Source organism: Pseudoneobacillus rhizolycopersici (assembly GCF_054786815.1).
On the sequence record NZ_JBTOOE010000002.1, the window covers coordinates 212686 to 226914 of the forward strand.

Below are 14229 nucleotides of genomic sequence, written 5' to 3' on the forward strand. Positions count from 1 at the left end.
CTGTTAATATAGAATAGCCATATGGGGATATGGGGAAATCTCGTTAAGCTAAATGTTAAAACATAGGAGGTAGAAAAAATGGCGGAAAATCGTCATCGTGATTTAGGTTTAAGTGATGATCAAGTATTAAAAATGTATGAAACAATGCTATTAGCACGTCGAATTGATGAGCGTATGTGGTTATTAAATCGCGCTGGAAAAATCCCATTTGTAATCTCTTGCCAAGGGCAAGAAGCTGCACAAGTAGGAGCCGCATTTGCGCTTGATACGGACAAAGATTATGTATTGCCTTACTACCGTGACATGGGCGTTGTGCTAACATTTGGAATGACGGCTAAAGAATTAATGCTTTCCGGATTTGCAAAAGCTGAAGATCCAAACTCAGGTGGTCGTCAAATGCCTGGTCACTTTGGTCAAAAGAAAAACCGCATTGTCACTGGCTCTTCCCCTGTTACGACTCAGGTTCCGCATGCAGTTGGAATCGCACTTGCAGGCAAGCTGGAAAATAAGGATTTAGTAACTTTTGTTACTTTTGGCGAAGGTTCTTCTAACCAAGGAGACTTCCATGAAGGGGCAAACTTTGCAGGAGTGCATAAGCTGCCAGTTATTTTTATGTGCGAAAATAATAAATATGCGATTTCAGTCCCAATTGAGAAACAATTAGGCTGTGAAAAGGTTTCAGACCGTGCAATTGGGTACGGTATGCCTGGATTTACTGTAGATGGTAACGATCCTTTAGAAGTTTATAAAGTGGTGAAGGAAGCTGCGGACCGTGGTCGACGTGGCGAAGGACCAACTCTTATCGAAACGATATCCTACCGCTTAACACCTCATTCATCTGATGATGATGATCGTGCTTATCGTGAACAAGGTGAGGTTGCCGAAGCTAGAGCGAAGGATCCGATTCCAATGTTTGCTTCTTATTTGAAAACGGTTGGTATCTTAAATGATGAGCTTGAAAAAACAATCAATGACGGTGTGATGTCTTTGGTCAATGAAGCAACTGACTATGCTGAGAATGCGCCATATGCAGATCCAGAACATGCCATGAAATATGTTTACGCGGAATAGTAGGGGGGAACAAAGATGGCGGTTATTTCATATATCGATGCAGTAACAATGGCTATTCGTGAAGAAATGGAAAGAGATCCGAGAGTTTTTGTTCTCGGGGAAGACGTTGGAAGAAAAGGTGGCGTCTTTAAGGCGACACAAGGATTATATGATCAATTCGGTGAATACCGAGTTTTAGATACACCACTTGCCGAATCAGCAATTGCTGGAGTAGGTATCGGAGCAGCAATGTATGGAATGCGTCCTATTGCAGAAATGCAATTTGCTGATTTCATTATGCCTGCTGTAAACCAAATCGTATCAGAGGCGGCTAAAATCCGTTATCGTTCCAATAATGATTGGAGCTGTCCAATCGTCATCCGTGCACCTTATGGCGGCGGAGTTCATGGTGCTTTATATCATTCTCAATCTGTAGAATCAATGTTTGCCAGCACTCCAGGATTAAAAATTGTTATGCCTTCTACACCATATGAAGTTAAAGGATTATTAAAAGCGGCGATTCGTGATGAGGACCCAGTATTGTTTTTCGAGCATAAACGTGCATATCGCTTAATAAAAGGTGAAGTACCTGAAACTGATTATGTTCTTCCAATTGGAAAGGCTGATGTAAAACGCGAAGGTGAAGATATCACCGTAATTACTTATGGCTTATGCGTTCACTTTGCTCTTCAAGCTGCGGAAAAATTAGCGGCTGACGGAATTTCAGCTCACATTCTTGATTTACGTACAGTTTATCCATTAGACAAAGAAGCGATTATTGAAGCGGCTTCAAAAACAGGTAAAGTCCTATTAGTGACTGAGGACAATAAAGAAGGTAGCATCATGAGTGAGGTGGCAGCAATCATTGCTGAAAACTGCCTATTTGAACTAGATGCCCCAATCAAACGTCTAGCAGGTCCTGATGTACCTGCAATGCCTTACGCACCGACCATGGAAAAGTACTTTATGATAAATCCAGATAAAGTGGAAAAAGCGATGCGCGAACTAGCAGAATTCTAATATATTAAGGAGGACTACCCCTTGGCTGTTGAACAAATCAAAATGCCCCAATTAGGGGAGAGTGTTACAGAAGGAACGATTTCGAAATGGCTCGTATCCATCGGCACGAAAGTAAATAAATACGACCCACTTGCAGAAGTGATGACCGATAAAGTAAACGCAGAAATTCCATCGTCTTTTTCTGGTGTTATTAAAGAGCTTATTGCTGGCGAAGGTGATACTTTAGCAGTTGGGGAAATCATTTGCACAATTGAAGTAGAAGGCGGGGACGCCGAATCAGCAGCACCAGCACCAGCAGCTGAAGCATCTTCTGTTGCGGCAAGTGCTCCAAAGGTTGAAGAAGAAAATGCTCCGAATAAAGGACGTTATTCACCTGCTGTATTAAAGCTTTCCCAAGAACATGGCATTAACTTGGCTCTAGTGAAAGGTACGGGTGTTGGTGGACGAATTACTCGTAAAGACTTATTAGCGATAATTGAATCAGGGAATGTTCCAACAGCGGTCACTGCACCTTTAGCTGAGCCGGTTGTGGAGATACCTGTGACTAAACAAGAGACAGTTACCACAAGTCCAGTTGTTGCTGAAAAATCAACAGCACCTACTCCGGTTAATATTCCAACAATGCCGGGAGATATCGAAATTCCTGTCACCGGAGTTCGCAAGGCTATCGCAACAAACATGCTTCGCAGTAAGCATGAAGCACCGCATGCTTGGACGATGATGGAAGTTGATGTCACTAACTTAGTGGAATACCGTAATTCAATTAAAGATGATTTCAAGCAAAAGGAAGGATTCAACCTAACTTTCTTTGCTTTCTTTGTAAAAGCTGTTGCGCAAGCATTAAAAGAGTATCCACAAATTAACTCCATGTGGGCAGGAGATAAAATCATCCAAAAGAAAGATATCAACATCAATATCGCAGTTGCAACTGACGATGCCCTTTTCGTTCCAGTTATCAAGCACGCCGACGAAAAAACAATCAAAGGCATTGCTCGTGAAATTACGGAACTTGCAGGGAAAGTTCGAAAAGGTCAACTAAAATCAGAAGATATGACAGGCGGTACCTTTACTGTTAATAACACGGGTTCATTCGGCTCTGTACAATCGATGGGTATCATTAATTACCCACAAGCAGCCATTTTACAGGTGGAATCGATTGTGAAACGCCCGGTTGTCATGAACAATGGCATGATTGCCGTTCGTGATATGGTTAACCTATGTATGTCGCTTGACCACCGTGTTCTAGATGGACTAGTTTGTGGCCGTTTCTTGCAGCGTGTGAAAGAAATTTTAGAAAATACGTCAAAAGAAAATACTTCGGTATATTAATAGTGTAAAACAAGAGTGGCTACATTTTGGTGGCCACTTTGTTTTTTCATTGCTGTTTCTTTATTTCTTTCTTACCTAATTTATACTAAAATAATAGAAGGATAATTTAGAATCTTGCCATCAATTTTTATAAAGGAGGGGAGCTGTTAGTTTTTTAACAGCATAACTATGCCAATCAATCAAATGAAAAATGTTCGTTTTTTACCTCCGACCGACCAGGAATGGAGAGAAAAAGTCGAAGAGTCCTTAAAAGGCAAGAAGTATGAAAGCCTACTAAAGAATACATATGAAAACATTGTTTTGAAACCGCTTTATTCAAAGGAAGATGCCACAAATGGAACAGGATATCCTGGTTCTTCAAATTACCGAAGAGGAATCCATGCCCTTGGTCACCATTCAAATTCTTGGAAAATTGTCCAAAAGGTCCGCTATCAAACCATTGAACAATTAAGGGATAGCCTTAATGAAGCCTTTGAAAGAGGGCAAACAGCGATATCTTTTGAATTAAAAAAGTCGTTACTTGACCAAACCGAGGATTTCGAAAGATTATTAAATGAATTTAGTTCAAGAGCGGCTTTAGCCATTCAATCCGATGGCCAGCAAAAGCCATTCTTAGCTTTGGTTAATAATCACACGGCAACTGGATTCGTCGCCGAAGATCCCATCGCTTTATTAGCTAAAATAGGCTCATTACCATTTGAATTAGAAGAGTATTTTTCGAATTGGGCAGAAACAATTAAAAATGCAGATGTGAAGTTACCAAATCTAAAAACGGTAATGGTCGACCTCACTCCTTACCATAACGGCGGTGCCAATGCAGTACAGGAGTTAGCGATTGCGCTAGCAACCGGGGTCAATTTTATAGAAGAATTACGGGCTCACGGTATTGAGCCGGACAAATTATTTAAAAAGATTATTTTCAAATTCCAAATCGGCGCCAACTTTTTTATGGAGCTAGCGAAGCTTAGAGCAGCACGCGTTCTATGGGATAAAATTGGCGAGGCATATGGAGTCCTAAGTGAAAATCGCGGTATGAACATTTTTGCGGAGACTTCCAATTTTACAAAAACATTAAATGACCCGCATGTTAATATTTTGCGTGCTGGTAACGAGGCATTTGCGGCTGTTTTAGGTGGTGTTCAATATTTGCAGGTTCATGCCTATAATGAGCTGGAGGGGCATACTCCATTAGCCGAACGCTTGGCCCGCAACTCACAGCTTATTTTAAAAGAAGAATCATTCCTACAAAATATTGTCGACCCAGCAGGAGGCTCATGGTACATCGAATCACTCACCAATGAGCTTGTTACAAAAGCATGGGAATATTTCTTAACGATTGAGGATCAAGGTGGTTTACTGAAGGTTCTTGAATCAAACTGGCTACAGTCGGAAATTGCTGCCATTTTAGAAAAACGCCAACAGGATAGTTTTTCAAGAAAACAAAGCATTGTCGGAACCAATGTTTATGCAAACCTTCAAGAAGCTCACAGAGTGCTTGTAAAAGAGGATGCAGTATATGAAGTGGGTGTTCATAAAATTCAGCCAATCCGACCACAGCGTCTGTCGAAAAACTATGAACTACTTAGACAACGTGCCAATCAGTTGAAAAGTAACCAAATCGGCTTGATTTGTTTAGGTGAATTAAAAGAGTATAAAGCACGTGCAGATTTTATGACAGGGTTTCTAGCAGCGGCTGGGCTTCAAGGTGTGCGTAGCCAAGGTGATGCTTCATCTTTTATTAAAGATACCCAATTCAATCATTATGTCATTTGTAGCTCAAATGAAAAATATGCCGAAACCGGTCTACAGATTTTAAAAAAGTTAAAACAGGAGTTTTTACACGTTACTTTTTATTTAGCTGGCATACCGGAAAACCAAAGTGAATGGCTTGAAGCAGGCATTCGTGAATTTGTTCATATCAAAACGAATTGCCATCAATTTAATAATTCCATCATCACAGAGCTTGAGGGGGTGAACGAACATGACGAATAAACCTGATTTTCGCAAAAGTACCGTAAATACTGAAATAAAGGTATCAAAAGCGGATTGGCAAAAGAAGGCTGAAACAGAGGTTAATCATAAGATAGAAGATCTATTATTTGAAACCAATGAACAAATTAAATTGAAGGCCCTATATACAGAAGAAGATATCCAGGATTGTGAGCATTTAGACGGAAAACCGGGAATGGCCCCATTTACACGCGGACCTTACCCAACGATGTACGTCAACCGTCCATGGACCGTTCGCCAGTATGCTGGTTTTTCAACCGCGGAAGAAAGTAACGCCTTCTATCGTCGTAATTTAGCGATGGGGCAAAAAGGCTTATCCGTTGCCTTTGACCTTGCGACCCACCGTGGTTACGATTCCGACCACCCTCGAGTCGTTGGCGATGTTGGAAAAGCGGGTGTGGCAATAGATTCAATTGAAGATATGAAAATATTATTTGACGGAATCCCGCTAGATCAAATGTCCGTTTCGATGACGATGAATGGAGCGGTCCTACCGGTACTTGCCTTCTTTATAGTTACTGCTGAAGAACAAGGGGTCAGCAGGGAAAAGCTATCAGGAACGATTCAAAATGATATTTTAAAAGAATATATGGTCCGTAACACTTATATTTATCCACCGGAAATGTCGATGAAAATCATCGCGGATATTTTTGAATATACGGCTAAATTTATGCCGAAGTTTAATAGTATTAGTATTTCGGGATACCATATGCAAGAAGCGGGAGCACCGGCTGATATTGAATTGGCCTACACGCTTGCGGATGGACTGGAATATGTAAGAACTGGTTTAAAAGCAGGAATAGATATTGATTCGTTTGCGCCAAGATTATCATTCTTCTGGGCAATCGGAATGAATTATTTTATGGAAGTAGCAAAAATGCGGGCTGCACGTTTCATTTGGGCGAAAATGATAAAAACCTTTGAACCCAAAAATTCGAAGTCATTGGCCTTAAGAACCCATTCGCAAACATCCGGATGGAGCTTGACCGAACAGGACCCATATAATAATGTGATGCGTACGTTAATTGAAGCCCATGCTGCAGCAATGGGCCATACCCAATCGCTTCATACGAATGCTCTGGATGAAGCAATTGCCCTACCAACTGATTTTTCGGCAAGAATTGCTCGCAATACGCAATTATTTTTACAAGAAGAATCAGGCATTACTAATGTGATTGACCCATGGGGCGGTTCGTACTATGTGGAGGCATTAACGAAGCAGTTAATTGACCGTGCTTGGGAGCATATCGAAGAAATTGAAAGTCTTGGTGGAATGGCTAAGGCGATTGAGACCGGCTTGCCGAAAATGCGTATTGAGGAAGCGGCGGCTAGGAGACAGGCACAAATTGACTCGGGTAAAGAGGTTATTATCGGTGTCAATCGCTACCGGTTAGAGGAAGAAGAATCTATCGAAATTTTAAATATCGATAACACTGCTGTTCGGATGAAGCAGTTAGAGAAGTTAGCGAAATTAAAGGAATTCCGCAATGATAAGGAAGTCGAGATTGCTCTAACAGCTTTAACTGAAGCTGCACGAAGTGGAGAAGGGAATTTATTAGACCTTGCTGTCCAAGCAGCTCGTGCTCGAGCAACGTTAGGTGAAATTTCTGACGCGATTGAAAAAGTAGCCGGTAGACATAAGGCGGTGATTCGTTCGATTAGCGGTGTGTACAGCAGTGCGTTTTCAAATGAAGAAGAGATTAAGACTGTTAAAGAAATGACCGATGAATTTTTGGAGAATGAAGGTAGACGACCGCGGATATTAATTGCGAAAATGGGTCAGGATGGTCATGATCGTGGGGCTAAGGTCATTTCAACTGCGTTTGCCGATTTAGGTTTTGATGTTGATATCGGTCCTTTGTTCCAAACTCCGGAAGAAACCGCCCGTCAAGCGGTAGAAAACGACGTTCATGTCGTCGGAATGAGCTCACTAGCCGCTGGTCATAGAACGTTGTTGCCTCAGCTAGTAGAGGAGCTTAAAAAACTTGGACGTGAAGACATTCTAGTCGTAGCTGGCGGAGTCATTCCATTCCACGACTACGAATTTCTTTACGAAAATGGCGCAGCAGCCATTTTTGGACCAGGGACGGTTATTCCGGTTGCTGCCCAGAAGGTTATTCGTGCCATTTATCAACAATTAGGTTATGAGGAAGTATAATGAGCGGTCGATTTAAAAAGCGTGAGGGTGGTTCATCAATATCGGTTTCAGAATTATTTGAAGGAATTTTACGAAAAGATCGTAGTAGCTTAGCAAGGGCGATTACCTTAATCGAAAGCAATGCGGAAAAGCATTTTACGTTAGCCCAAGAACTGCTACATATGCTGCTCCCATTTACAGGGGGAGCTTTGAGAATAGGGATAACTGGAGTGCCCGGGGCAGGAAAAAGTACTTTTATTGAGGCCATTGGTATGCATTTATGCAATCTTGGACTGCGGGTGGCGGTTTTGGCCGTTGACCCGAGTTCAAGCATAAGTGGGGGCAGTATTCTCGGCGATAAAACAAGAATGGAGCAGCTGTCTAAGCAGGAGAATGCGTTTATTCGCCCGTCACCTTCTGAAGGGAAACTTGGCGGGATTCACCGAAAAACAAGAGAAACGATGTTGTTATGCGAAGCGGCCGGTTATGACGTGATTTTAGTAGAAACTGTTGGTGTTGGCCAAAGCGAAGCGCTTATTCGTGATATGGTTGACTTCTTCCTAATGCTGGTTTTAACAGGGGCTGGTGATGAGCTCCAAGGGATGAAAAAGGGGATTATGGAACTGGTTGATGCGATAGTTGTGAATAAGGCAGATGGGGATAACAAACCACTCGCTCTTAAGACCAAAAAGGAATACACTCAAATTCTGCATTTTCTTCATCCTGTGACTCCTGGCTGGACAACGAAGGCTTTCACTTGCTCGGCGTTGCATTTTGAGGGAGTTGCGGAAATTTGGGAAGTGATTCTTGAGTTTGAACAAAAGACGAAGGCTTCTGGTATATTTGATGAACGTCGTAGGAAGCAAGTGCGTGAGTGGTTACATGCGATGATTAGTGACCAGCTTCATTTGCAGTTTTTCGGGCGACCAGAGGTAAAAAATGCTCTTCATGGGATAGAGCAGGCTGTTATGGATGGTGAAAAAACCGTTACCACTGCGGTAATGGAGTTGTTTAATGATATTTAAGCCTATCCATGATGAGTGGATGGGTTTTTATGAAAATACTCTTACATTGAAATTCTATCTAATAAATTGGTATGATAATGTTAACTACATATAGAAAGGGGATTTCATCATGAATATGGATTTTAATTTGTTTATGAACGATGTCGTTCGCCAAGCTCGCCAAGAAATTACGGCTTCTGGATATGAGGAATTGAAAACAACTGAGGAAGTGGATCATGCTTTAACAAAGTCAGGCACGACACTGGTTATGGTAAACTCAGTTTGCGGTTGTGCAGGAGGAATCGCTAGACCGGCTGCTGCTCATTCTCTCCATTATGACAAGCGTCCTGATCACCTTGTAACAGTTTTTGCTGGGCAAGATAAGGAAGCAACAGAAAAAGCAAGAACCTACTTTACTGGTTTTCCACCATCATCTCCATCGTTTGCGCTTTTAAAGGATGGAAAGCTAGTTAAGATGATTGAAAGACATGACATTGAGGGTCATGATTTGATGTCAGTCGTAACTAAATTACAAAATGCATTTGAAGAGCATTGTGAGGAAGTTTAATAATAATTGATAAGGAAATGCTAATTAATAGATGGTCATTAAACTGATCATCTTTTTTTATTGATATAGGAGCTGCTTATGAAATATCAAATCGGATATCGAACCATCAAAACGGCCTTAGGTACCACCCTCGCTATCATGCTAGCTCATCAACTTGGCTTAAAAAGCTTTGTATCTGCAGGAATCATTACGATTTTATGTATCCAAGTAACAAAACGCAAAACACTCAGAACCTCATGGGACCGATTTATGGCTTGTACGTTAGCAATGCCGGTTTCCTATTTATTTTTTGAAGGTATAGCCTATCATCCGATAATGATTGGCTTGATGTTGTTATTATTTATTCCATTATTAGTAATGTTAAAATTAAAAGATGGTGTGGTCACTAGTACGGTTATTATCTTACATATTTATACTGCTGGAAAAATTACCTGGCCGATGATTATTCAGGAGTTTGGTATCATCATAACCGGTATTGGCGTAGCATTAATTATGAATTTATACATGCCAAGTGTGGATAAAAAGCTTGAGGAATACCAGGTGAAAATTGAGGACTATTTAAGAATCATTTTCAAGGAAATGGTGGAATACTTAAAAACAGGAAATAGTGAATGGGACGGTAAGGAACTCGTTGAAGTTGACAAGGTGATAGAAGAAGCCAAAGTGATTTCTTTTCGAGAAATTGAAAATCGATTTTGGAGAAATGAAAATCTTTACTTTCATTATTTTAAAATGAGAGAAAAACAACTAGAAATTATCGAGCGAATTCTTCCTTTAATTACGAGTATCCCACTTACAACTAACCATAGCCATATGACAGCTGATTTTTTTGAAGAACTTTCTGAGCGAATACATCCTGGAAACACAGCTTCGATATTTTTAGGAAAATTAAACAACCTGAAAATAGAATTTGAGGAAATGCCATTACCGACAACGCGTGAAGAATTCGAAGCGCGGGCAGCATTGTTTCAAATTATTAGAGAAATTGAACAATATTTAATCATAAAAAGTTCGTTTAAAGGCATCCATAAGAATCAAAAAATGGTTACCGAGGCAAACTAAAGAAAATGACTCTCTAATAGGGTGATAGTATGTTTAAAACATTTTCAACCTTACTACTTACATTTTTCTTTACTTCACCAATTTGGCCATTAGGACCAAACCCATTACCAGGTGATCCGTTTGTCATTGTTAATAAAAAAACAAATGAATTGGCATTTGTGAATGAAAATCGTATTCAAACAGTGGTAAGTGTGGCGACAGGTGCAACGGAGGATTTAACTCCAGAGGGGACTTTTACAATAACGGTAAAAGCAAAAGATCCTTACTATCGTAAAAAAGATATTCCAGGAGGAGCACCGGATAATCCACTTGGAACAAGATGGATTGGATTTGATGCCGAAAACACTGATGGACGTATTTTCGGGCTACATGGGACAAATCAGCCTGAATCGATTGGTAAAAATGTCTCGCAAGGCTGTATCCGCCTCCAAAATGAAGCGATTGAATCTTTATTTGATTATATCCCCATTGGAACGAAAATTGTCGTAACGACCTCTTCGAAAAGTTTCGAAGAAATCGCCAAAAAGCATAAAGCAATAAACTACTAAAAGGGACTGCTCCAACATGGAGCAGTCCCGCCACTTTTTATAAGAATGATGAAATTCCAATAAGAATAGTAGATGCAAGCATCGCACCAAGCATGAGATACACAATGATTTTTTGCCTTTTTTTGTTGGACATAGAGATTCTCCTTTCTACGAATCCAATTAATTAACTCTATTTTACCTAGAAAACGCCTTTTGAACAACTCCTCAAATTAAGAAGGATTTATGACATTTTTGTCGAATTATAAGGATTATTGAAAATGATAGATGGAGAGGTTATAAATGGTAAAAAAAATTGATCATATCGGGATAGCTGTTCGTTCCTTGGAAAACGCTCTTCCGTTCTATACAGATGCCTTGGGACTTCCATTATTAGGAATAGAGGAAGTTGATAGTGAAAAAGTGCGAGTGGCATTTTTGAAAATTGGTGAATCCAAATTGGAATTGCTTGAACCTACCTCATCCGAAAGTCCGATTGCCGCTTTTTTGGAGAAGCGTGGCGAAGGAATTCATCATTTAGCCTTAGCGGTGGATTCCATTCAAGAAAGAATTGACGAAATCAAGGAGAAGGGAATACGCATGATTAATGAAACCCCGAAACCTGGGGCTGGAGGAGCAATGGTCGCCTTCATGCATCCCAAATCAACGGGTGGCGTTCTAGTGGAATACTGCGAAAAGAAAGGATTGGACAACTAATGACAGACATCTATGAAAAAATAAATGATCTCTATGACCGAAAACGGGAAATTGAGCTGGGTGGCGGTGATGAGCGCATTCAGAAGCAACATGAAAAGGGGAAGCTTACTGCACGAGAGCGAATCGAATTGCTAGTCGATAAAGGTTCATTTGTCGAACTAAATCCCTTCCTTGAGCACCGATGTACGGATTTTGGTTTAAATGAACAGAGGGCTCCTGGGGATGGAGTTGTTACAGGATACGGGAAAGTGAACGGTAGACCAATCTATTTATTTTCACAAGACTTTACTGTTTTTGGCGGAGCTTTAGGGGAAATGCATGCGAAAAAGATAGCGAATGTAATGGATCTTGCGGCTAAGAATGGTGCTCCTTTTGTTGGCCTTAATGACTCAGGTGGTGCTCGTATTCAGGAGGGTGTTGTTTCTCTCGATGGATATGGCCATATCTTTTACCGAAATGCGATTTATTCAGGTGTGATTCCACAAATTTCGGTTATCATGGGACCGTGTGCAGGTGGAGCTGTTTATTCGCCGGCGATTACTGATTTTGTTTTCATGGTCGAAAAAACAAGCCAAATGTTTATTACTGGTCCAAAGGTGATTGAAACAGTTACCGGTGAAAAAATTTCTGCAGAGGATTTAGGAGGAGCACTCGTTCATAGCTCGATTAGTGGGAATGTTCATTTTCATAGCAAGACGGAAGAGGAAATTTTATTGAAGGTCCGTCAGTTGCTAAGTTATTTGCCGCAAAATAATGAGGAAAAACCACCACGTTTGGAAGCTGATATGGAAGATGATTATCGTCCCGACTTAACAGATCTCGTTCCTTTCGATGCGGTGCGCCCATATGACGTTCGCAAGGTAGTCGAGCAAGTGGTTGATCGTGATACATTTATGGAGGTTCATCAGGACTTTGCGAAAAATATTGTGGTTGGTTTAGCAAGAATTAAAGGAGAAGTAGTCGGTCTTGTTTGTAATCAGCCTAAATTTATGGCAGGTGGACTGGACATCGATTCTTCTGATAAAGCTTCCCGCTTTATCCGTTTCTGTGATTCTTTTAATATTCCAATCATCACATTTGAAGATGTGACAGGTTTTTTCCCCGGAGTAAAGCAGGAGCACGGCGGAATCATCCGTCACGGTGCTAAGATTTTATACGCCTATTCTGAAGCAACGGTACCAAAATTAACGGTGATTTTGCGAAAGGCATATGGTGGGGCATATGTTGCGCTGAACAGCAAATCGATTGGTGCTGATTTAGTATTTGCGTGGCCGAATGCGGAAATTGCCGTTATGGGTCCTCAAGGTGCTGCCAATATTATTTTTGCTCGTGAAATCGAAAATAGTGATAATCCTGAAGCGGTTCGTCAGCAAAAGATTGAGGAATACCGTGAAAAGTTCGCCAACCCGTATGTTGCTGCAAGCCGTGGTATGGTTGACGATGTGATTGATCCACGCGATACTAGGATTAAAATTATTCAGGCACTAGAAATGCTGCGTCATAAAAAGGAAACTAGACCTGCAAAGAAACATGGGAATATACCGTTGTAAGAGAATCTATTCCGTTTGTAGATAAAGATCATTCTATATTATACTGAAATAGAATACATATTTGGAGGTTTAAAAAATGATCAACGAGCAGCGCCTTTTAGACGAGTTTTTAGAACTTGTTCAAATCGATTCTGAAACAAAATTTGAAACAGAAATTGCTAAAGTTTTAAAACAAAAATTTACCGACTTAGGTGTGGACGTGTTTGAAGATGACACGACTGCTAAAACTGGCCACGGTGCAGGCAATTTAATTTGTACCTTAAATGGTACAAAAGAAGGTGTTGATCCCATTTATTTTACTTGTCATATGGACACGGTTGTCCCCGGAAAAGGCATTAAACCATCTATTAAGGATGGATATGTTGTGACTGATGGAACCACCATTTTAGGTGCTGATGACAAAGCGGGATTGGCAGTACTTTTTGAAGTTATCCGTGTTCTAAAAGAACAGAACCTACCCCATGGTTCAATTCAGTTTGTCATTACGGTCGGGGAAGAATCCGGTCTAGTGGGGGCAAAAGCGATTGATCCTAGTCTATTAAAAGCTAAATTCGGCTATGCCCTTGACAGCGATGGCAAGGTTGGAAATGTTGTCGTGGCAGCACCAACTCAAGCCAAAGTAAAAGCGACCATTCTAGGTAAAACGGCTCATGCCGGAGTAGCTCCAGAAAAAGGAGTTTCAGCGATTACGATTGCGGCCAAGGCAGTAGCTAGAATGCCACTAGGACGTATTGATAAAGAAACTACGGCTAATATTGGACGTTTTGAAGGCGGCACACAAACCAATATCGTTTGTGATCGAGTTGATATTTTAGCGGAAGCACGTTCGCTAGTTCCTGAAAAAATGGAAGCACAAGTGGCAAAAATGAAGGATGCTTTCGAAAGTGCAGCAGCGGAGTTCGGTGGAAAAGCAGAGGTTGATGTTCAGGTAATGTATCCTGGCTTTAAATTCGCAGAAGGCGATCATGTTGTGGAGGTTGCTCGAAAGGCTGCCGCTAAGATTAATCGCAGCTGTGAATTAATGCATAGCGGTGGTGGCAGTGATGCCAACGTGATTGCAGGTCATGGTATTCCTACGGTTGTTCTAGCGGTCGGATACGAAGAGATTCACACAACCAATGAAAGAATGCCTATCGAAGAATTAAATAAGTTAGCTGAAATGACATTAGCGATCATTGATGAAGTTACAAATAGCTAATCAAAAAGGAGTGTTCCCTTAGCGGGTAGCACTCCTTACTTTTTATTTTATTTGTATAAT

13 protein-coding genes are annotated in these 14229 nt (G+C 40.9%); 12 read left to right on the forward strand and 1 reads right to left on the reverse strand.

Annotated elements, in window-relative coordinates; translation table 11 throughout:
- The first annotated feature begins 78 nt into the window (after positions 1-78).
- The 9 genes from ACX9YW_RS03675 to ACX9YW_RS03715 all read left to right on the forward strand — a co-directional run bounded on the left by ACX9YW_RS03675 (position 79) and on the right by ACX9YW_RS03715 (position 10728).
- A complete protein-coding gene (locus ACX9YW_RS03675; RefSeq protein ID WP_460341916.1) occupies positions 79-1071 on the forward strand; it encodes a thiamine pyrophosphate-dependent dehydrogenase E1 component subunit alpha in 993 nt (330 codons plus the stop codon).
- Positions 1072-1086: 15 nt separating this feature from the next.
- Positions 1087-2070 (forward strand): alpha-ketoacid dehydrogenase subunit beta, encoded by a 984-nt coding sequence (locus ACX9YW_RS03680; protein ID WP_460341919.1) that lies wholly within the window; start codon positions 1087-1089, stop codon positions 2068-2070.
- 21 nt (positions 2071-2091) lie between these two features.
- Positions 2092-3399, forward strand: a complete 1308-nt coding sequence (locus ACX9YW_RS03685) for a dihydrolipoamide acetyltransferase family protein (protein ID WP_460341921.1) — start codon at positions 2092-2094, stop codon at positions 3397-3399.
- A gap of 168 nt (positions 3400-3567) precedes the next feature.
- Positions 3568-5391 (forward strand): methylmalonyl-CoA mutase family protein, encoded by a 1824-nt coding sequence (locus ACX9YW_RS03690; RefSeq protein WP_460341924.1) that lies wholly within the window; start codon positions 3568-3570, stop codon positions 5389-5391.
- Positions 5381-7567: a methylmalonyl-CoA mutase gene (gene scpA / locus ACX9YW_RS03695; protein WP_460341926.1), complete on the forward strand. Its 2187-nt coding sequence runs from the start codon at positions 5381-5383 to the stop codon at positions 7565-7567. The genes ACX9YW_RS03690 and scpA overlap by 11 nt, the downstream gene beginning before the upstream one ends.
- Positions 7567-8571 (forward strand): methylmalonyl Co-A mutase-associated GTPase MeaB, encoded by a 1005-nt coding sequence (gene meaB / locus ACX9YW_RS03700; RefSeq protein WP_460341928.1) that lies wholly within the window; start codon positions 7567-7569, stop codon positions 8569-8571. Before scpA ends, meaB begins: the two co-directional genes overlap by 1 nt.
- Before the next feature lie 109 nt (positions 8572-8680).
- Positions 8681-9118 (forward strand): BrxA/BrxB family bacilliredoxin, encoded by a 438-nt coding sequence (locus ACX9YW_RS03705; RefSeq protein ID WP_460341931.1) that lies wholly within the window; start codon positions 8681-8683, stop codon positions 9116-9118.
- A gap of 78 nt (positions 9119-9196) precedes the next feature.
- Complete coding sequence (locus tag ACX9YW_RS03710; protein ID WP_460341934.1) at positions 9197-10180, forward strand: aromatic acid exporter family protein; 984 nt, start codon at positions 9197-9199, stop codon at positions 10178-10180.
- Positions 10181-10209: 29 nt separating this feature from the next.
- Positions 10210-10728: a L,D-transpeptidase gene (locus ACX9YW_RS03715; RefSeq protein WP_460341937.1), complete on the forward strand. Its 519-nt coding sequence runs from the start codon at positions 10210-10212 to the stop codon at positions 10726-10728.
- A 37-nt stretch (positions 10729-10765) separates the two neighbouring features.
- Here the strand turns inward: ACX9YW_RS03715 and prli42 are convergent, their stop codons facing one another.
- Complete coding sequence (gene prli42, locus ACX9YW_RS03720) at positions 10766-10861, reverse strand: stressosome-associated protein Prli42 (RefSeq protein WP_460341940.1); 96 nt, start codon at positions 10859-10861, stop codon at positions 10766-10768.
- Positions 10862-11007: 146 nt separating this feature from the next.
- Between prli42 and mce the strand changes: the two genes are divergently transcribed.
- The 3 genes from mce (at position 11008) to ACX9YW_RS03735 (ending at position 14169) form a co-directional block, all read left to right on the forward strand.
- Positions 11008-11421, forward strand: a complete 414-nt coding sequence (gene mce / locus ACX9YW_RS03725) for a methylmalonyl-CoA epimerase (protein WP_460341943.1) — start codon at positions 11008-11010, stop codon at positions 11419-11421.
- Entirely contained in the window at positions 11421-12971 is a 1551-nt protein-coding gene (locus tag ACX9YW_RS03730) for an acyl-CoA carboxylase subunit beta (RefSeq protein ID WP_460341946.1), read from the forward strand. Before mce ends, ACX9YW_RS03730 begins: the two co-directional genes overlap by 1 nt.
- 76 nt (positions 12972-13047) lie before the next feature.
- Entirely contained in the window at positions 13048-14169 is a 1122-nt protein-coding gene (locus ACX9YW_RS03735) for a tripeptidase T (protein WP_460341949.1), read from the forward strand.
- The last annotated feature ends 60 nt before the right edge of the window (positions 14170-14229 follow it).

What these genes read in the sequence shown, in the direction of transcription:
- prli42 (WP_460341940.1), bottom strand. Translation starts at nt 10,861, where the DNA reads ATGTCCAACAAAAAAAGGCAAAAAATCATTGTGTATCTCATGCTTGGT.
- ACX9YW_RS03735 (WP_460341949.1), top strand. Translation starts at nt 13,048, where the DNA reads ATGATCAACGAGCAGCGCCTTTTAGACGAGTTTTTAGAACTTGTTCAA.
- scpA (WP_460341926.1), top strand. Translation starts at nt 5,381, where the DNA reads ATGACGAATAAACCTGATTTTCGCAAAAGTACCGTAAATACTGAAATA.
- meaB (WP_460341928.1), top strand. Translation starts at nt 7,567, where the DNA reads ATGAGCGGTCGATTTAAAAAGCGTGAGGGTGGTTCATCAATATCGGTT.
- ACX9YW_RS03675 (WP_460341916.1), top strand. Translation starts at nt 79, where the DNA reads ATGGCGGAAAATCGTCATCGTGATTTAGGTTTAAGTGATGATCAAGTA.
- ACX9YW_RS03705 (WP_460341931.1), top strand. Translation starts at nt 8,681, where the DNA reads ATGAATATGGATTTTAATTTGTTTATGAACGATGTCGTTCGCCAAGCT.
- mce (WP_460341943.1), top strand. Translation starts at nt 11,008, where the DNA reads ATGGTAAAAAAAATTGATCATATCGGGATAGCTGTTCGTTCCTTGGAA.
- ACX9YW_RS03730 (WP_460341946.1), top strand. Translation starts at nt 11,421, where the DNA reads ATGACAGACATCTATGAAAAAATAAATGATCTCTATGACCGAAAACGG.
- ACX9YW_RS03715 (WP_460341937.1), top strand. Translation starts at nt 10,210, where the DNA reads ATGTTTAAAACATTTTCAACCTTACTACTTACATTTTTCTTTACTTCA.
- ACX9YW_RS03690 (WP_460341924.1), top strand. Translation starts at nt 3,568, where the DNA reads ATGCCAATCAATCAAATGAAAAATGTTCGTTTTTTACCTCCGACCGAC.
- ACX9YW_RS03710 (WP_460341934.1), top strand. Translation starts at nt 9,197, where the DNA reads ATGAAATATCAAATCGGATATCGAACCATCAAAACGGCCTTAGGTACC.
- ACX9YW_RS03680 (WP_460341919.1), top strand. Translation starts at nt 1,087, where the DNA reads ATGGCGGTTATTTCATATATCGATGCAGTAACAATGGCTATTCGTGAA.